The 18,697-nt window shown below is 67.8% G+C and carries 19 protein-coding genes; 9 read left to right on the top strand and 10 right to left on the bottom strand.

The features are described from left to right. The first annotated feature begins 86 nt into the window (after positions 1 to 86). The 9 genes from htpX (at position 87) to QZ749_RS12240 (ending at position 9,746) form a co-directional block, all read left to right on the top strand. Complete coding sequence (gene htpX / locus QZ749_RS12280; protein ID WP_296947074.1) at positions 87 to 959, top strand: protease HtpX; 873 nt, start codon at positions 87 to 89, stop codon at positions 957 to 959. A 212-nt stretch (positions 960 to 1,171) separates the two neighbouring features. Further along, complete coding sequence (locus QZ749_RS12275) at positions 1,172 to 2,080, top strand: BadF/BadG/BcrA/BcrD ATPase family protein (protein WP_296947070.1); 909 nt, start codon at positions 1,172 to 1,174, stop codon at positions 2,078 to 2,080. A gap of 20 nt (positions 2,081 to 2,100) precedes the next feature. After that, positions 2,101 to 3,210 (top strand): N-acetylglucosamine-6-phosphate deacetylase, encoded by a 1,110-nt coding sequence (gene nagA / locus QZ749_RS12270; RefSeq protein ID WP_296947067.1) that lies wholly within the window; start codon positions 2,101 to 2,103, stop codon positions 3,208 to 3,210. After that, positions 3,200 to 4,213: an SIS domain-containing protein gene (locus tag QZ749_RS12265; RefSeq protein WP_296947064.1), complete on the top strand. Its 1,014-nt coding sequence runs from the start codon at positions 3,200 to 3,202 to the stop codon at positions 4,211 to 4,213. The genes nagA and QZ749_RS12265 overlap by 11 nt, the downstream gene beginning before the upstream one ends. Before the next feature lie 103 nt (positions 4,214 to 4,316). Further along, complete coding sequence (locus QZ749_RS12260) at positions 4,317 to 5,804, top strand: glycoside hydrolase family 3 protein (RefSeq protein WP_296947062.1); 1,488 nt, start codon at positions 4,317 to 4,319, stop codon at positions 5,802 to 5,804. A 187-nt stretch (positions 5,805 to 5,991) separates the two neighbouring features. Further along, positions 5,992 to 7,290, top strand: coding sequence for a tetratricopeptide repeat protein (locus tag QZ749_RS12255; RefSeq protein WP_296947060.1), 1,299 nt, complete (start codon positions 5,992 to 5,994; stop codon positions 7,288 to 7,290). Positions 7,291 to 7,426: 136 nt separating this feature from the next. Beyond that, the gene (locus QZ749_RS12250; protein ID WP_296947058.1) at positions 7,427 to 8,494 is read left to right on the top strand and encodes a flavodoxin family protein; all 1,068 of its coding nucleotides are present in this window, start codon (positions 7,427 to 7,429) and stop codon (positions 8,492 to 8,494) included. Positions 8,495 to 8,632: 138 nt separating this feature from the next. Next, positions 8,633 to 9,373, top strand: a complete 741-nt coding sequence (locus QZ749_RS12245) for a GntR family transcriptional regulator (protein ID WP_296947055.1) — start codon at positions 8,633 to 8,635, stop codon at positions 9,371 to 9,373. A gap of 94 nt (positions 9,374 to 9,467) precedes the next feature. Then, positions 9,468 to 9,746, top strand: coding sequence for a hypothetical protein (locus tag QZ749_RS12240; RefSeq protein ID WP_296947052.1), 279 nt, complete (start codon positions 9,468 to 9,470; stop codon positions 9,744 to 9,746). A gap of 69 nt (positions 9,747 to 9,815) precedes the next feature. Here QZ749_RS12240 and QZ749_RS12235 read toward each other — a convergent pair whose 3' ends face one another. The 10 genes from QZ749_RS12235 to rpsP all read right to left on the bottom strand — a co-directional run bounded on the left by QZ749_RS12235 (position 9,816) and on the right by rpsP (position 18,580). Then, the gene (locus tag QZ749_RS12235) at positions 9,816 to 10,607 is read right to left on the bottom strand and encodes an SDR family oxidoreductase (protein WP_296947050.1); all 792 of its coding nucleotides are present in this window, start codon (positions 10,605 to 10,607) and stop codon (positions 9,816 to 9,818) included. A 129-nt stretch (positions 10,608 to 10,736) separates the two neighbouring features. Continuing rightward, entirely contained in the window at positions 10,737 to 13,502 is a 2,766-nt protein-coding gene (locus QZ749_RS12230; protein WP_296947047.1) for a pitrilysin family protein, read from the bottom strand. A gap of 110 nt (positions 13,503 to 13,612) precedes the next feature. After that, positions 13,613 to 14,062 carry a CBS domain-containing protein gene (locus tag QZ749_RS12225; RefSeq protein ID WP_296947045.1) on the bottom strand — a complete coding sequence of 150 codons (450 nt, stop codon included), beginning with the start codon at positions 14,060 to 14,062 and terminating at the stop codon, positions 13,613 to 13,615. Between the two features lie 85 nt (positions 14,063 to 14,147). After that, entirely contained in the window at positions 14,148 to 14,486 is a 339-nt protein-coding gene (locus tag QZ749_RS12220; RefSeq protein ID WP_296947043.1) for a DUF3579 domain-containing protein, read from the bottom strand. Between the two features lie 136 nt (positions 14,487 to 14,622). Beyond that, entirely contained in the window at positions 14,623 to 15,582 is a 960-nt protein-coding gene (locus QZ749_RS12215) for a CobD/CbiB family protein (RefSeq protein WP_296947040.1), read from the bottom strand. 187 nt (positions 15,583 to 15,769) lie between these two features. Continuing rightward, positions 15,770 to 16,462 carry a CoA pyrophosphatase gene (locus tag QZ749_RS12210; RefSeq protein ID WP_296947038.1) on the bottom strand — a complete coding sequence of 231 codons (693 nt, stop codon included), beginning with the start codon at positions 16,460 to 16,462 and terminating at the stop codon, positions 15,770 to 15,772. 34 nt (positions 16,463 to 16,496) lie between these two features. Continuing rightward, positions 16,497 to 16,880: a 50S ribosomal protein L19 gene (gene rplS, locus QZ749_RS12205; RefSeq protein ID WP_296947037.1), complete on the bottom strand. Its 384-nt coding sequence runs from the start codon at positions 16,878 to 16,880 to the stop codon at positions 16,497 to 16,499. A gap of 105 nt (positions 16,881 to 16,985) precedes the next feature. Further along, positions 16,986 to 17,744: a tRNA (guanosine(37)-N1)-methyltransferase TrmD gene (gene trmD, locus QZ749_RS12200; RefSeq protein ID WP_296947036.1), complete on the bottom strand. Its 759-nt coding sequence runs from the start codon at positions 17,742 to 17,744 to the stop codon at positions 16,986 to 16,988. A 26-nt stretch (positions 17,745 to 17,770) separates the two neighbouring features. Then, positions 17,771 to 18,316, bottom strand: a complete 546-nt coding sequence (rimM, locus tag QZ749_RS12195; protein ID WP_296947033.1) for a ribosome maturation factor RimM — start codon at positions 18,314 to 18,316, stop codon at positions 17,771 to 17,773. A gap of 15 nt (positions 18,317 to 18,331) precedes the next feature. Then, positions 18,332 to 18,580 (bottom strand): 30S ribosomal protein S16, encoded by a 249-nt coding sequence (gene rpsP, locus QZ749_RS12190; RefSeq protein ID WP_296947031.1) that lies wholly within the window; start codon positions 18,578 to 18,580, stop codon positions 18,332 to 18,334. Between the last annotated feature and the right edge of the window lie 117 nt (positions 18,581 to 18,697).

The raw sequence follows: 18,697 nt of genomic DNA, 5'->3' as shown, positions 1-18,697 counted from the left end.
ACGGATGTACGCCCCGTCCTATACTTCCCTCATGACAACGTGGTCTTTCCGGCCACTCCCTGACCAACCCATGACGGATCGTCATCATGAAACGTATCGTACTTTTTCTCGCTACCAACCTCGCCATCATGCTGGTGCTCGGCATTTCCGCGAGCCTGCTCGGCGTCAACAAATTCCTGACGGCCAATGGCCTGAACCTGGGCCTGCTGCTGGGCTTCGCCGCCCTGATGGGCTTCGGCGGCGCCTTCATTTCGCTGTGGATGTCCAAGCCCATCGCCAAGTGGTCGACCGGCGCGCGCGTCATCGAGCAACCGTCCAACGCCACCGAAGCCTGGCTGGTGACGACCGTGGCCAACCAGGCGCGCAAGGCCGGCATCGCGATGCCGGAAGTCGCCATCTACCAGGGCGAGCCGAACGCCTTCGCCACCGGCGCCACGAAGAACGCCTCGCTGGTCGCGGTGTCGACCGGCCTGCTGGAATCGATGACGCACGACGAGGTCGAGGCCGTGCTGGCCCACGAGGTCGCGCACATCGCCAACGGCGACATGGTCACGCTGACGCTGATCCAGGGCGTGGTCAACACCTTCGTGATATTCCTGGCGCGCGTGGTCGCCTATGCGGTCGACGCCTTCCTGCGCAAGGACGAGGAACAGAGCAGCGGCCCGGGCATCGCCTACATGGCGACGTCGGTGGTCTGCGACATCCTGTTCGGCATCCTGGCGAGCGTCATCGTGGCCTGGTTCTCGCGCCAGCGCGAATTCCGCGCCGACCGCGGCGCCGCCACCATCATGGGCACCCCGCGCCCGATGATCGCCGCGCTGCAGCGCCTGGGCGGCATCGCGCAGGGCGACCTGCCGAAGAACCTGGCCGCCGCGGGCATCGCCGGCGGCGGCGTGCTGGCCCTGTTCGCCAGCCACCCGTCGATGGAAGACCGCATCGCCGCCCTGCAGCGCGGCTGATATCCCCGCCGCCCCGCGCGACCCCGGTCGCGCGGGGCGGAACATACCACCTTCAATACCAATTTACGCCGGCTTCCCGGCGCTTCTACTCAGCAGTACGATACCAGTTCCCGACGGGGTTGGGGTGGATGACAATACCACTTGAATACCTGTTGACAAGCCCACCAGGCGCTCCTATAGTGCGCTGACCTTCTCCGGCACATCATCATTCCATGATCGACTATCTCATCGGCGTAGACGGCGGCGGCACCGGCACGCGCGTACGCATCGCGGCCAACGCGCCCCGCACGGTTCCCCTCGACGGCGCCCGCGCGCACGACGACCTGGCCCAGGGCAGCGGCGGTCCGTCCGGGCTCGGACTGGGCATCGGGCGCGCCTGGGCCGCGATCGACGGCGCCATCGAGGCGGCCTTCGCGACCCTCGGCATCGACCGTCCCGAACCGGCGCGCATGGCCATCGGCCTGGGCCTGGCCGGCGTGCACAACAAGCAGTGGGCGCAGGAATTCACGGCGGCCAGTCGCGGCTACGCGGCGCTGGTGCTGGAGACCGACGCGTTCACGACGCTGATGGGCGCCCACGGCGGGCGCCCCGGCGCCATCGTCGCCATCGGCACCGGCAGCGTCGGCGAAGCGCTGCTGCCGGACGGCGGGCGGCGCGAGGTCGGCGGCTGGGGCTTCCCGGCCGGCGACGAGGCGAGCGGCGGCTGGATCGGCCTGCGCGCCATCAACCACATGCAGCAGGTGCTGGACGGCCGGCGCGCGCCCGGCGCGTTCTCCGACGCCCTGGTCGCGGCCTGCGGCGCACGCCGCGACGCCATCCAGGTCTGGCTCGGCAACGCCACCCAGACCACCTATGCCAGCCTGGCCCCGCTGGTGCTGCAGCATGCCGAAGACCCGGTCGCGCGCGCCATCCTGGCGGACGCCGGCCGCGAAGTGGCCGCCATCGCCCGCGCGCTCGATCCGGACGGCGCGCTGCCGCTGGCCCTGTGCGGCGGCCTGGGCCTGGCGCTGCGCCCCTGGCTGCCGCCGGAACTGGCCGCGCGCGCCCATGCCCCGGAAGGCGATTCCGCCGCCGGCGCGCTGCGCATGATCGAGCTGTACCTGGCCCACCACATCGAATGACACCCGGAGCGACACCACCCATGCAAGGCAATATCCTGACTCCCCACGGCTGGATCCGCGGCAGCCTGCGCATCGACGCCAGCGACGGCACCGTCGGCGCCATCGAAGGCACGGGCGCCGATCCGGCGTCCAACGGCGACGACTACATCCTGCCCGGCTTCATCGACCTGCACGTGCACGGCGGCGCCGGGCGCGACATGATGGAAGGCGGCGACGCGCCCCACGCGATCGCGCGCCTGCACGCCCGCCACGGCACCACCAGCCTGCTGGCCACGACGATGACGGCGCCGCCCGAGGACATCGACCGCGCCCTGGCGGCGATCGGCGCCGCCTGCAAGGCGCGCGGCAAGGGAGAAGCGCGCATCCTGGGCGTGCACCTGGAGGGCCCGTACATCAATGCCGGCAAGCTGGGCGCCCAGCCGCCGTTCGCGCGCGCGGCCAGCATGGACGAGGTGAAGCGCTTCGACGCCCAGGCGCCGATGCGCCTGATCACCGTGGCGCCCGAGCTCGACGGCCACCTGGCCCTGGTGCGCCAGATGGCCGATGCCGGCATCCGCGTGCAGGTCGGCCACACCACCGGTTCCTACGAGGACGGCGTCAGGGCGCTGGAGCACGGCGCGGCCGGCTTCACCCACCTGTTCAACGCCATGCCCGGCCTGCACCACCGCGATCCCGGCATGGTCGGCGCGGCGCTGGCGCATGCGCAGTACGCCGAGATCATCCCCGACCTGCTGCACGTGCACCCGGGCGCGATCAAGGTCGCCCTGCGCGCGATCCCGCACCTGTACTGCGTCACCGATTCGACGGCCGCCGCCGGCATGCCCGACGGCGACTACATGCTGGGCCGCCAGGTCGTGCACAAGTGCATGGGCGGCGTGCGCCTGGCCGACGGCACGCTGGCCGGCAGCACCCTCACCATGGACCAGGCGCTGCGCAACCTGGTGGCGATCGGCCTCGACCTGGCCGACGCCTCGCGCCGCGTCTCGACCAATGCCGCCGACTACCTGGGCGAGACCCGGCGCGGACGCATCGCGCCGGGCAGCTTCGCCGACCTGGTCGTCCTCGACCGCAACCTGAACCTCAAAGCCGTCTACATCGAAGGAGAAGCGCGTGACCTCAATGATGCTTGAAGAAGCCGTATCCGCGGCCGACTGCGTCGCCCTGCAACTGTCGAACGACGTCGAACGCTACGCGGAACTCGGCCGGCACCTGCGGGCGGCGAACTTCCACAGCGCCGTCACGGTCGCGCGCGGCAGCTCGGACCACGCCTCGAACTACCTCGCCTACCTGATCATGTCGCGCCTGGGCCGCCTGGTAACCTCGCTGCCGATGTCGCTGGTGACGCTGTACAAGGCGCCCCTGCAGGCCGCGGGCACGCTGGCCGTCTCGATCTCGCAGTCGGGCCAGAGCCCGGACGTGGTCGAGCCGATCCGCTACTTCCGCGCCGGCGGCGCCACCACCGTCGCGCTGGTCAACGAGATCGACTCGCCGCTGGCCGACGCCGCCGAATGGGCGCTGCCGCTGCGCGCCGGCAAGGAACGCAGCGTGGCCGCCACCAAGAGCTTCATCGCGAGCCTGACGGCCGGCGCGCGCCTGGTCGCCGAATGGCAGCAGGACCGCCAGCTGCAGGATGCGCTGGCCGCCCTGCCCGACGCGCTGCGCCGCGCCGCGCAGGTCGACTGGTCGAAGGCCATCGAGGTGCTGGCGCCGGCGCGCAACATCATGGTGGTCGGGCGCGGCATCAGTTTCCCGATCGCGCTGGAAGCCTCGCTCAAGTTCAAGGAAACCTCGGCGCTGCAGGCCGAGGCGTTCTCCGGCGCCGAGATCAAGCACGGCCCGATGGCACTGATCGACGAAGGCTATCCGCTGCTGATCTTCGCCACCCGCGGACCGGCCCAGGAAGGCCTGGTCGCCCTGGCCGAGGAGATGCGCGGACGCGGCGCGCGCGTGCTGCTGGCCGCGCCGCAGGACGTGCCCTCGCGCGACCTCGACCTGCCGGTGGCGAGCCACCCCGACCTCGATCCGATCGTCGCGATCCAGGCCTTCTACGTGATGGCGGCGCACCTGTCGACGGCGCGCGGGCTCGATCCGGACAAGCCGCGCCACCTGAACAAGGTCACCAGGACCCATTGAGAGAACATTCCAGTACAGGTATCCGCAGGGTGGGCATTCGAGGCCCCCGGCCTCGAATGCCCACCCTGCGGAACCCATCACAACGCACCAAGACTCCCGCACGATGAACGACTCCAGACAACTCGCCGGCCAACTGGTCATGATACGCCTGTTCGGCACCGCGCTCGACGACGACACGGCCGCCTTCATCCGCGCCAACCGCATCCGCGGCGCCTGCCTGTTCCGCCAGAACATGCAGGATGCGGCCCAGCTGGCCGGCTTCACCGGCGCCCTGCGCGCGGCGATGGGAGACAACGCGCTGGTCGCCCTCGACCAGGAAGGCGGCGCCGTGGTGCGTGCGCTGTGGGTGCCGCCGCCGCCGTCGGCGATGGCGCTGGGCGCCGCCGGCGACCCGGCACTGGCGCGCGCGATCGGCGCGGCGGTGGCGCGCGCGATCGGCGCCATGGGTTTCAACTGGAACTTCGCGCCGGTGCTGGACCTGAACAACAATCCGCGCAACCCGGTCATCGCCGAGCGCTCCTTCGGCGCCGAGCCAGAGGAGGCCAGCGCGCTGGCGCTGGCCTGGATGGCGGGCAGCGAGAGCGAGGGCGTGGCCTGCTGCGTCAAGCACTTCCCCGGCCACGGCGACACCCACGTCGATTCGCACCGCGACCTGCCCACGGTGGACAAGCCGCTGGCGGAACTGGAACGCTTCGAGTTCGCGCCGTTCCGCGCGGCCGCGGCCACGGCGCCGGCCATGATGACGGCGCACATCGTCTACCCGGCGCTCGACCCGGCCAATCCGGCCACGATGTCGCGCGCGATCCTGCACGACCTGCTGCGTTCGCGCTGGGGCTACGAGGGCGTGATCATCACCGACGGCATGGACATGCATGCGATCGCCCGCCGCTACGCCGCCGGCGAAGCGGCCGTCAACGCGCTGCTGGCCGGCGCCGACATGGTGATGGCGATCGGCAGCCGCGCGACGCAGGAAGAGACGCTCGACGCGATCGCCGCCGCCATCGACGACGGCCGCCTGCCGCCGGACGAGGTGCGCGCGCGCCTGCGCCGCCTGGACGCGCTGGCCGCGCGCCATCCGGGCATCGGCAACGCCGCGGGCACGTATGCCGCGCAGGACGCCGACCGCGCCCTGGTGGCGCAGGCCTGGCGCCGCGGCCTGACGGCGCGCGGCGCGCCGCCCCGGCCGGCGCCGGGCGCCAGGCTGCGCCTGGTGGCGCGCCAGGACGTGACGAGCGACGGCGTGTCGGAAGCGGGCGTGCCGGCGGCCGCCATCGCCCGCTCGCTGGGCCGTTTGTACGACGTGGAACTGGTGACCTTCGCCGACGCCGAGGAATTCGACTGGGCGGCGCTGCCGCAGGACGACCGCTTCACGGTGCTGGCCTCGACCGCGCGCCGCCGCTACGGCCCGCACGCGCGCGCCACCTGGCGCCCGGACCTGCACCTGGCGCTGTGGAACCCCTACCAGGCGCTGGACATCGACGCGCCGGCCCTGATGACCTACGGCTTCGCGCCGCCGGCGCTGGACGCCGTGAACGACTGGCTGGCCGGCGCCATCGAGGCCACGGGGCGCTGTCCGGTACCGGGCTTCTGACCGCGGCCGGGCGGACCGCGGTAACGCATTGTAACGACGCAGCCGTGCGCGCCACGGCTGGGGCACAATGGGCGCGCCGGAAATGGCACTTTGTGGGACAATGCACGCTTTGTCCATGTTGGCAGATTCATCACTGTCCGCAGTCGCGCGGCCGGTGCATTCTTTTGTCTCTAAGAGAGGATTATTCATGTCCCAGTTCCGTTTTGCCCGCCTTGCCCTGATGCTGGCCGCCATCGGCCTGAACGCCGCCCCGGCGTTGATGCACGGCGCCTCGGCGCAGAACAAGGATGCGGCCCCGGCCGCCGCCGCCCAGCCGCCGCAGGACACCGTCCGCCCGGACCTGTTCAAGCTGCTCGACCCGGCCCAGATCAAGCCGCTGATGGACGCGAAGAACTACGGTGAAATCCAGAACCGCGTCACCCAGGCCGACGCGTTCCCGGACAAGACCCCGTACGAAACCTACGTGGTCAACCGCATGAAGCTGTCGCTGGCCAGCGCCACCAGCAACGAGCCGATGATGACGCAGGCCCTGGAAGCGATCCTCGCCTCGGGCAAGCTGCCGGAAGCCGACAAGGCCAACTTCACCCAGGCCCTGGCCACGACCTATTTCAACGCCAAGAACTATCCGAAGGCGATCGAGATGTTCAAGCAGATGCAGGCGAACGGCGACAAGTCCGACGCCGTGAACACCTCGCTGATCCGCGCCTACTACTTCAGCGGCGACTACGCCAGCACGCTGAAGCTGCTGGGCCCGGTGCTGGACGCCCAGGAACAGGCCGGCAAGACCCCGACCCAGGAAGACCTGCGCGTGTACGCCTCGTCCGCCTTGAAGGTCAAGGACGACGCCGCCTACGTGAAAGGCCTGGAAAAGCTGGCCGCCTTCTATCCGAGCGACGACTTCTGGACCGACCTGATCTCGCGCGGCATCATCCGCAAGGCGGGCTACAACCAGGCCAACGACACCAACGTGCTGCGCCTGCAGTTCGCCGCCGTCAAGCAGATGTCGCCGGAAGGCTACGTCGACCTGGCCGAGCTGGCGCTGAAGGATGGTTTCCCGACCGAAGCCAAGAAGGTCGTCGACGCCGGCTTCGCCGCCGGCGTGCTCAACAGCGGCGCGCACCGCCAGCTGCGCGACCGCGCCACCAAGGGCGCGGCCGACGATGCCAAGAACATCGCCGCCGGCGAAGCCTCGGCCGCCAAGTCGAAGAACGGCGCCGGCCTCGTCAACCTGGGCTGGGCCTACGTCACCATGGACCAGTTCGACAAGGGCATCGCCTTCATCGAGCAGGGCATCGCCAAGGGCGGCCTGAAGGTGCCGGACGAAGCCAAGCTGCGCCTGGGCATGGCCTATGCGCGCGCCGGCAAGAAGGACCAGGCCATCCAGACCTTCGAGACCGTCAAGGCCGGCACCGGCCTGTCGGACATCGCCAAGTACTGGATCCTGCTCGAAAAGCATCCGTCCGGCGGCACGCTCGCGGCCAAGTAAGCGCGGGCGGCATGCCCCGGAAAGCGGTTCAGGTTTCGCGGCCTGAACCGCTTTTTTCTTTTCAATGTTAACTGCCGTACCGGCTGGGTTTCCCCGCCTGCCGATAATCGGACGGTCCCCCAACGAAAGGCCGTCCATGACCACCGTACGCAAAGGACAGGCGCCCGCGAAGCTGAACCGCGACGAATTCCGCCTGGTGTTTTCCCGAAACTTCTTCGACCCCGCCTACGAGGCCGTGGGCAAGGAACTGGCCGCCGTCGAGGAGGTCGCCTGGCAGGCGTATGTGAACTCGCACAAGGCGCCGCTGACCGTCAAGGCCGGCCCCGGCTTCGCCGATCCCGACTACGACCTGTCGGTCGAATGGAAGGCCGCGCGCGACCGCCTGCTGGACGCGGAACGGCGCCAGAAGGACCCCGCGACGCGCAGCCGCATCCTCCTGATCAACGGTTCCGCCCGCAACGACGGCAGCTGCCCCGGCGAAATCTCGAAGACCTGGCGCCTGGTCAAGATGTGCGAGGAATTGCTCACCGGCGAAGGCATCGACGTCGACGTGCTCGACCTGTCGCGCCTGACGTCCGACTACGACCGCCACATCCATCCGTGCAAGGGCTGCGTCTCGACCGCCATGCCGCTGTGCCACTGGCCCTGCAGCTGCTACCCGAACCACTCGCTGCACCAGGTCAACGACTGGATGAGCGAGATCTACGAGCAATGGGTGTCGGCGCACGGCGTCATCATTTTCACGCCGACCTACTGGTACCAGTCGCCGTCCGTGCTCAAGCTGATGATCGACCGCCTGGTCTGCGCCGACGGCGGCAACCCGGATCCCAGCTCGACCCACGGCAAGGAAGCCGGGGAAGCCAAGGCCATGGAGGCCGACTGGGACTACCCGAAGCACCTGGCCGGCCGCGTGTACGGCGTGGTCGTGCACGGCGACGTCGCCGGCATCGAGTCGACCCGCCGCTCGCTGTCCGACTGGCTCGACTGGATGGGCCTGGTCGACGCCGGTCCGACCGCCCTGCTCGACCGTTACGTCGGCTACTACGAATCGTATGCCGACAGCCACGACACGCTGGACAACGACACGGCGTTCCAGCAGGAGGTGAAGAATGCGGCGCGGACGGTGGCGGCCGCGGTCGCGGACGTGCGCTCGGGCAAGCTGTTGCAGGCGGACCGCAAGCTGACCAATCCGCGGCCCAAGTAGCCGTGGCCGTGGCCGTGGCCGTGGCCGTGGCCGTGGACCTGCCCGCGCCGCGCGGGCGGCCTACGTAGTATCCGTCCTCGCGGCAAGCGGTCCTTTTTTGGTATTATCGGTGGAATATTCGACAATACTGTTTTCCGCATGTCACCACTCGCGCAGTTGATGCAGCACCTGTCCGCCACCAGCAACCTGCCGCTGTACCAGCAGTTGCAACGGGCGCTGCGCGAACTGATCGATCGCGGCGTCTACGGTCCGGCCGAGGCGCTGCCGGCCGAGCGCCAGCTGGCGACCGAGCTCGACATCTCGCGCATCACCGTGCGCAAGGCGATCGACGGCCTGGTCGAGGAAGGCCTGCTGGTGCGGCGCGCCGGTTCCGGCAATTTCATCAATACCCGCATCGAAAAGAACTTCGCCAAGCTGACCTCGTTCTCCGAAGACATGCGCTCGCGCGGCCGCACGCCGCGCAGCGTCTGGCTCAAGCGCTCGGAAGGGACGGTCACGCCGGAAGAAGCGCTGCGCCTGCGCCTGTCGCCGGGCGCGGCCGTGTACCGCTTCAACCGCATCCGCTACGCCGACGACATGCCGATGTGCATCGAATACGCGACGATCGCCGCGTCCGCCCTGCCCTCGCTGGAAGCGGTCGGCGTGTCGATGTACGAGGCGCTGGAAGCGGCGGGCAAGCGCCCGGTGCGCGCGCTGCAGCGCCTGTCCGCGCTGCTGCTGAACGCCGAGCAGGCGCGCCTGCTGCAGTCGAAGGAAGGCGACGCCGGCCTGTGCGTGGAACGTCTGGGCTTCCTGCCGGACGGGCAGGCGGTGGAATTCTGCCGCTCCTATTTCCGCGGCGACATGTATGATTTCGTGGCCGAATTGAGCGCCGCCTGACAAGCCGGTGGGCACGGGGTGCCCACCCTACGATCAACGATATGCGTAGGGTGGGCACCCCGTGCCCACCATTGCACACCACCTCTATCCAACAATGAACTACCTGACCTACGAAGCCTACCTCGACGAAGTGGCCACGCTGCTGACCGAGCTGTACGACCTGGACGACGACACCGCGATCAAGCTGGTCGTCGACGCCCAGGAAGCCGAATACTTTTCGCCCCACGACGACCACGAGGATATGCGCACGCTCGAGCGCGCCAAGCAGGACGCGGAGACGCTGTTCAAGGCGCGCCAGAACCGCGTCAAGACGCAGCAGCAGCAACAGCGCAGCGCGCGCGGCAAGGGACGGATGGGGAACAAGCCGCGGTAAGGGCAACAACCAGGCCGGCGGTGTCAACCGGGGGCCGAGCCCCTGAAAACCCACACCGGGCTCTGCCCCCTAAATCGCGGTCAACCCGCCATCGATGGCCAGCTGGTGGCCCGTGACGAACGACGCCTGCTCCGAGCACAGCCACAACGCCGCGCTGGCCACTTCGGCCGGCTCGGCGATGCGGCCCATCGGGTGCGCCGCCTTGAGTTTCTTGTCGCGGCCCGGATCGCGTTCGAGCATGCGCGCCAGCATCGGCGTCTTGACCGCGCCCGGGCACAGGCTGTTGACGCGGATGCCCGACTTGGCATACTCGACGGCCGCCGTCTTGGTCATGCCGATCACGGCGTGCTTCGAGGCCGCGTAGATGGCGCGGTTCGGCGCGGCCACCAGGCCGGCCGCGTCGGCCACGTTGACGATCACGCCGCCGCCTTCCTGCTTGAGCATCTGGCGCAGCTGGCTCTTCATGCACAGCCACACGCCCTTCACGTTGACGGTCATGATGCGGTCGAACTGGTCGTCGTCGCCCTCGGCGAGCGGCTGGTGCTCTTCCTCGACGGCGGCGCCGTTGACGGCGCAGTCGATGCGGCCGTAGTGCGACACGACCTTGTCGATCAGCGCGTCGACCTCGGGGGCAACCGTCACGTTCGTCTTCACGAACAGGGCCTTCCCGCCCGCCTCGACGATCAGCGCGGCGGTCATGTGGCCGCCGTCCACCGCGGTGTCGACGACGATGACGCAGGCGCCGGCACGCCCGAATGCGAGCGCCATCGCGCGGCCGATGCCGCTGGCCGCGCCCGTTACCAGCACAACCTTGCCAGCGAAGGAAATCCCGCTCGGCGGTTGCTTGGTCAAGCCCTTCATGATGCTTCCTTTATCATTACTTGTCGCAACGTTTACTTCTTTCGAGAAACACTGCTTGGAGGCAACATCATAGCGCCATGGCTGGTATTGACCAAGTCCCTCGCTTTGCAAACCCGCCGAGTGTTGCAATCAGGGTGCAGGTTTCCGCGCGGATGTGGCAGCGGATTGCGCTTTTGACTGATCTCCCGCCATGAACACTGACATTTTTGCCGGATCGACCGCTTTGCGGAACGCCGCGTTCAGTTGCGGCAATGTCACCGCCATCAGGCGCTTCTCGAAATCGGCCGACCATGCATAGGTGCGTCCCAGGTGCAGGTACGACGTCCAGCCGGCCGCCAGGCCGCTGTCCTCGGCGCGGGTCTGCACGCGCTGCTGCATCAGGCCCGACTTGGCGCCGGCCAGTTCGGACGCCGTGAAGCCATCCTTGACGGCGCGTTCCAGTTCCTCGCGCACGGCCGCGTCCACCTTCGCCAGGTTCTGCGGCGCCGCGATGGCGCTGACGGCGAACATGCCGGCGCGGTCGAGGTCGCCCGCCTGCAGGTTCGAGCCGCCGCCGTAGGACAGGCCGTCCTTCTGGCGGATGCGGTCCATCAGGCGCGACTTCAGGCCGCCGCCGCCGAAGATGTAGTCGGCCAGCATCAGCGCCGGATAGTCCGGGTCGTCGATGTTCAGGTCGAGGTTGGTCTGCGCGACGAAGAAGCCGTTTTCCTTTTCCGGCGTGTTCAGCACCTGGCGCACCGGCGCGGCGGCCACGTACTTGCGCAGCACCGGCGCCACCGGCATCGCCGCCTTCCAGGCGCCGAACAGTTCGTCGACCAGCGGCGCGATCGCCTTGGCGTCGAAGTCGCCGACGATGGCCATCTCGGCCGGCGTGGTGCCGTAGTAGTCGCGGTGGAAGGCCTTGACCTGGTCGAGCGTGACGCCCTTGATGCCAGCGATGTCCTCGTCGAGCGTGTTCTGGTGGCGCACGTCGCCCTTCGGATAGATGTTCAGGTGCTGGCCCAGCGCGCGCGAGACGACGCTCATCGGCTCGTTGCGGTTGGACTCCAGGCCCACCAGCATCTGCTGGCGCAGCTGCTCGAACTCGGCGGCCGGGAAATTCGCCTCGCGCAGCACATGGGCCACCAGCTTCAGCACCTCGGGCAGGTGTTCGCGCGTGGTCTGGAAATTCGTCAGGCTGCCGGCGAACTTCAGCTTCTCGAAGGCGTCGGCCAGCTGGGTGCGGTCGTAGCGGCTGGTGCCGCGCATCAGCATGGCCGCCGTCAGGCCGGGCAGCTCGCCCTTGCCGAACAGGTTGTCCTCGTTGCCGATGTGCTGGCGCAGGCTGACGGTGACGGTCTGGCCGCGGTTCTTCTTGGGCAGCAGCGCCAGCTTGACGCCGCCGGCCGTCGTCAACGTGGTGCGCCGCATGATGTTGGCCTGGCTCGGATCGAAGTCCTCGGCGCTCGCGGCCGCGGCCTGCGGCTTGAAGTCCTTCAGTACGCTCTGCACGTCGGGCGCCGGCGGGATCACGGCGCGCTGCGGATCGTCCTCGGGGATGAAGCTGCCCGTTACGCGGTTATCTCGGCGGAAATAGCGGCTCGACACGGCCGCGACCTGCTCGGCCGTGACCTGGGACACGCGGTCGCGGCCCACGAAGAACAGGCGCCAGTCGCCCAGCGCGATGGTTTCCGACAGCGCCACGCCGACCTGGGCCGGATCGGCCAGGTTGCGCTCGATCTCGTTGAGGTAGGTGCGCCCGGTGCGTTCCATCTCTTCCGGCGTGGGCGGCGTCTTCGCGAAGTCCTCGACCGCCTGGGTCAGCGCGGCGCGCACGGGTTCCAGCGGCTCGCCCTTCTTGACCAGGGCGCCGAAGTACTGCAGGCCGGGCGCATAGCCGGTCTGCGGGAAGGCGAAGACCTGGCTGGCCTTGCCGCTTTCCACCAGCAGCTTGTGCAGGCGGCCGGTCGGCGTGTCGCCCAGGATGGTCGAGGCGAAGCCGAGCGCGTCGCTGTCGTCGTGCAGGCCGGACGGGATCTTGTAGCCGAGCATGACGACCTGCACGTCGCCCTGGCGCCGCACGGCGAAGCTGCGCTCGCCGTCCTGGGTCGGCTCGACGGTCCAGAACTCGGGCAGCGTGCGCTTGGGCTTGGGGATCGCGCCGAACAGGCGGCTGATCGCGCGCAGCGTCTGGTCGGGGTCGAACTTGCCGGCCACTAGCAGCACGGCATTGTCCGGCTGGTAATAGGTGCGGTAGAAGCCCTGCAGGTTCTCGATGCGCACGTTCTCGATGTCGCTCTTGTTGCCGATCGTCGAGCGGCCGTAGGCATGCCAGTCGTAGGCCAGGCTCTGCATGCGCTTGAACATCACGCCGGTCGGCGAATTCTCGCCGCTCTCGTACTCGTTGCGCACGACCGTCATCTCGGAATCCAGGTCCTTCTTGGCGATGAAGGAGCGGGTCATGCGGTCCGCTTCCATCTGCAGCGCCCAGTCGAGGTTGTCCTGCGACGCCTGGAACACCTCGTAGTAGTTGGTGCGGTCCAGCGAGGTGGTGCCGTTGAACTGCATGCCGCGGTCGGCGAACTGGCGCGTGATGTCGCGGTTCTTGCTGCTGCCCTTGAACATCAGGTGTTCGAGCAGGTGGGCCATGCCGGTCTCGCCGTAGTTCTCGTGGCGCGAGCCGACCAGGTAGGTGACGTTGACGGTGATCGTCGGCCGCGACGCGTCCGGGAACAGCAATACCTTCAGGCCGTTCGGCAGGCGGTACTCGGTAATGCCCTCCACGGACGGCCCCAGGGTCACGCCCCTGGGCAGGACGGGCGCCTTCTGCGCCCAGGCGGCGCCGTGCGCCACGAACGACAATCCGCCGACGATCGCATACGCGGCCAGGCCGCGCTGGAAAAACCTCACGCTCATAGTGCTCCGTAGTTGTGTCTGGTCCAGGGAGCCGTGTCATTGTCTGCACGGCAATAAAACATGGTAACAGAGACAAACGCGGAACGCTCGCAAATGTTTATACGATGATATTACCGTCGAGTATGACGTTCATGCTGGCGCTGGTGCGGGCTGATGCGCGCCAGGGCTTCCATTTCCTCGGCCAGCCAGCCGAGCAGGTCGTCGGCGCTGACGATGCCCGCCAGCCGCCCGCCCGCGCCCACCACGGGCACGCGGCGGATGCCGCGCAGGCGCATGCGTTCGATGGTGGCGTCGACCTCGTCGTGCTCGTCGGCCACCAGCAGGTCGTCGCTCATCACGTCGCCGGCCTGCAGGCCGAGCGGGTCGAGGCCGAGGGCGACGACGGACACGACGATGTCGCGATCGGTGACGATGCCGACGGGACGGCGCGCGCCCTCGGGATCGTCGACGACGACGACGTCGACGACGTGGTGCACGCGCATGAGGGAGGCGGCGCCCTGGACGGAGGTGTCGCGGCCGCAGCAGACCGTGTCGATGGTGCAGAGTGTTCCGACTTGCATGGCGTCCTCCGGATGGCAAGCGGCCAGACTAGCGCGGAGGGAGGTCGCAACTTTGAGATGAATCAAAGCTGCGTCAGCGTCGGTATCAGGAAGCCTTGTCGCCGGCCTTGGCGGCGGCGTCCACGACCTGCAGGTCGTTGTCCTTGGCGAAGTTCACGACGAAGTGATAGGCCAGGGGTTCGATATTCTTGAGGGCATTGTTGACCACGACGGCCTTGATGCCATCCACGAGCGTGGGATGCACATAGGGGGAATACCGGATGTGGGCGTTCGGCCCGCCGGAACCGGGCGGCCTGAAGCACGACATGACGCCGCACAGGCGCTCGGCCCAGTCGCTCGGGCGAAACTGCCTTCCCTGACTTGTAACGCCGAGAATGATGAACTCGTCGGCGCGTTCTTTCCCGGTTTGCGGTAACTCGGCCATAGTGCGGCTTACTGAAACATGAAGCGTGGATGAGAACAACGCCGGTATTATATCTTATAGAAGACCTGCGGACGAGACTTGACTTTCGGGAATCATCTCCCCAGCAAGAATTGGTCCGCAGATCGTTACTGAAAGATTATCCCAGCAAGACTGCGCCTGACAGCAAGAGCAGGAGCAGCATCCATAATAACAGTGCGCGCCAGACCAGGCCGACGGTGCTTTGCAGTGCGCGCACGTTCGGCTCCTCGCCCGGCAGCACGTCGGGGTCGCTGTCGGACAGGTCGACGGTGGCGGCGTCCGGGGGCAGCAGGCGCGGCGCGTTCTCGGCCGGCGTGCCCAGGCGCACGCCCATGGCGCCGCCGCCGGCGGCCAGGATGATGCCGCGCGCCTCGTCGGTCCACCGGTCGGCGAAATTGCGCCAGGCGTAGATCGCGTCCTCGAAGTTGCCGACGACGGCGAAGGCGATGGCCGTCAGGCGCACCGGGATCCAGTCGATCCAGTAGAACGCGCGCGCGGCGAACTCGCCGAAGGCTTCGTTGCGCATGTGGTCGGGCTCGTTCCAGGCGCGCGCCAGGTATTCGGCCACGCGGTACATCACGGCGCCGGCCGGCCCCAGCGGCATCAGGAACCAGAAGAACACGCCGAACACGTTGCGATGCGTGGTGATCAGGGATTTCTCGACGGCGATGCGGGCGATCTCGGTGGCGTCCATCCCGACGGTGTCGATGCGCGCCCACTCGGCCAGCAGCGCGCGCGCGGTGGCGTCGTCGCCGGAATTGAGGGCGAACTGGATCGAGGTGAAGTAATGGCTGTAATGGCGAAAGCCCAGCGTCAGGTAGACGATCAGGACGTTCCAGGCAAACGCGGCGAATACCCAGCCGTAGTGCAGCAGCGTCCAGTAGATGGCCGCCGTGGGCACCATCAGGCCGCCGATCATCAGGAACCAGCCCATGCGGCCATGGCTGACCTGGCCGGCATTGAACCAGCCCTCGATGCGCATGGCCATGCGCTTGATCTCGGCATAGATCTGGTTATCCGCGCGCAGCGGCTTGAGTTGCTCGATGAGCAGCGCGCACAGGATGGAGAAGAATGTCATTCAGGGTCCTCGGTATTTGTTGCCAGGCTTCATTGCCCGCTACGATAGCGCACAAGGCAAGGGGAATCAATCGACCGCGCTCCGACAGGACCGCGGTCGCCCCGGCGCAGGCCGGGGCCCAATTTTTCATGCGCCGCCGCGATGCGGGCAAGCTTGGGTCCCGGCCTGCACCGGGACGACACCGGTCCTACGCCCGCAACAAGTGGAACAGGTTCCGCAACATTCCCGCCGTCGCGCCCCAGATGAAGAAGCGCTCGTACGGCATCGCGTAGAAACTGCGCCGCCCCGCCCCGTCGGGCAGGTCGAAGGACATGCGCTGGTGGTTCATCCCGTCCATCAGGAAGCCCAGCGGCACCTCGAAGATCTCGGCCACCTCGTTCGACTCGGCCACCAGGTCGAACGGCGGCGTGACCAGGCCGACGACGGGCGTGACGAGGTAGGCGGAAGCGGTCGCCTGTTCCGGCAGCACGCCGACGATCTCGACGTGGCGGCGCGCCAGCCCGATCTCTTCCTGGGTCTCGCGCAGCGCCGTCTCGATGGGCGAGGAATCCTCTTCCTCGGCGCGGCCGCCCGGAAAGCTGACCTGGCCGCCGTGGCTGGACAGGTGGGCCGTGCGCTGGGTCAGCAGCACCGTCAGGCCGGAGGGACGCTTGACCAGTGGCACCAGCACGGCGGCGCGGCGCAGGTGCGGGAAGCGCTCGCGCAGGTCTTCGGGCAATTCCGGATCCCAGGACGGCGGATGCGCCAGGCGCGCGCGCAGCCAGCCGGCGTCCAGGCGCTCGGCCGGCAGCGCGGGTTCGCCGGCGATGGAATCGACCGGCAGGCGCTGGGGGTCGACATGCAGTTTTGCCAAAAGGTTCTCCGAAAAAGAAAAAGGCATCCTGACGGATGCCTTTTTCGAGCTACAGATGCGATTACTCGGCAGCGGCAGCAGCGGTCTTGCGGGTCGGCAGTTTTTCTTTGATACGTGCCGATTTGCCCGAACGCTCGCGCAGGTAGTACAGTTTCGCACGGCGCACGTCACCACGACGCTTGACTTCGATCGAAGCGATCAGCGGCGAGTACAGCTGGAACGTACGCTCGACGCCTTCGCCCGACGAGATCTTGCGAACGATGAAGTTCGAGTTCAGGCCGCGGTTGCGACGCGAGATCACGACGCCTTCGTATGCCTGGGCGCGCTTGCGGTTGCCTTCGACGACGTTGACGCTGACGACGACGGTGTCGCCCGGTGCGAAATCAGGGATGTTGCGGCCGAGGCGCGCAATTTCTTCTTGCTCGAGTTGCTGGATCAGATCCATGTGGGACTCCTTGTGCCATCTTGCCGGCGCTGCGTTTCGCCCGGTAGAGGATGGGGTTGAACATGCGGTTGCCCGCGTTTTTTCGCTTGTTGCCGCGAATTCCTGCTACGCCAGCCCTTCCAGGCTGGCGAGAAACTTTTCATCGGCCTTGTCGAGCTGGCCGGCGCTGCGCGCCTTGTCCAGCAGGTCGGGCCGTTTCCTGGCGGTCGCCTCCAGCATGCGCTGGCGGCGCCACTTCATGATTTCCGCGTGGTTGCCGCCCATCAGTACGGGCGGCACCGCGACGCCGTCGTAGACTTCCGGACGCGTGTAGTGCGGCGCGTCCAGCAAGCCGTTGACGAAGGAGTCCTCGACCGCCGAGGCGTCGTCGCCCAGCACGCCGGGGATGTGGCGCACCACGGCGTCCATCAGCGCCATCGCCGGCAATTCGCCGCCCGACAGCACGAAGTCGCCGAGCGAGATTTCCTCGTCGACGACGCGGTCCAGCAGGCGCTGGTCGACCGCTTCGTAGCGGCCGCACAGCAGCACGAGGCCGGGCTCGTCCTTCAACTGCATGACGCGCGCATGCGTCAGCGGCTTGCCCTGCGGCGACATGTACACCACGCGCGGCGCCGGCAGGCCCAGCCCGACCTGGCGCTGCTGCGCCGCGGCGATCGTGGCTTCGAGCGGCCGGGCCAGCATCACCATGCCGGGTCCGCCGCCATACGGGCGGTCGTCGACGGTGCGGTGGCGGTCCGTGGTGAAGTCGCGCGGATTCCACAGCGACAGGTTCCACAGGCCCTGCTCGTGCGCGCGCCGGGTCACGCCCGACTGCGTCAATGCGGCGAACATTTCGGGAAACAAGCTCACGACGTCAAATTGCATCGGGACCTCGCTTCAGGCGGATCGGGTCAATAATCCAGGCCCCAATCCAGGGTAATCAGCCGGGCCTGCAGGTCGACGGTGCGGACGAACTGGTCCACGAAAGGCACCAGCCGCTCCGTGGCCTTGTCGTCGGGGACGGCGGGATCCGGGACCGGCGTGATGCGCAGGATGGATTGCGCGCCGTTGTGCATCATGTCGGTCACCTTGCCGAGCGCTTCGCCCTCCAGGTTCACCGCGTCGAGCCCGATCAGGTCGGACCAGTAGTATTCGTCTTCCGGCAGCGCCGGGAAGTCCGCGCGCGACACCTGCACCTTGGCGCCTTTCAGCGCCTCGGCCGCGTCGCGGTCGGACAGGTCCAGCAGGGTGGCCGTGACGTCGCCGCTATGGAACTTGGCGCTGCGCACCTGGACGGGACGCAGCGCGGGCTTGTCGAGCCACCAGGTCTTGACGTTCAGCAGCGCATCCGCATCCACCGAGAACGGCGTCACGCGGACGCCGCCGCGCAGCCCGTAGGCGCCGGAGACATAGCCGACCTGGACCAGGTCGGCGGGGATGGTTGCTGGATCGGTCAAACCGTGAAACCTTGCTTAGGCAGCAGCCTTTTGCGACGACACCAGGCGAGCAACGGTCGGCGACAGTTGTGCGCCCACGCCTTGCCAGTAGGCCAGACGGTCAGCGGTGATGTTCAGGCCGACTTCCTGGCCCGATGCCATCGGGTTGTAGAAGCCGATGCGCTCGATGAAACGGCCATCGCGACGGTTGCGCGAATCGGCTGCAACGATGTTGTAGAACGGGCGCTTCTTGGCACCACCACGAGCTAAACGAATAACGACCATAATATTTCCAAAAAATTGTGCTGGACGGAGAAAGCCGACGATTATAGCGCGCAATCCCGTGCAGCAGCAAGCATTAATAGCTACCAGGCGCGCCTCTCGGCCGAATCCAGCATTATG

Source organism: uncultured Massilia sp., assembly GCF_913773735.1.
Classification (GTDB): Bacteria; Pseudomonadota; Gammaproteobacteria; order Burkholderiales; family Burkholderiaceae_D; genus Telluria.
Note: the sequence above shows the minus strand (reverse complement) of the source record. Positions and strands in the feature narration are given on the sequence as shown.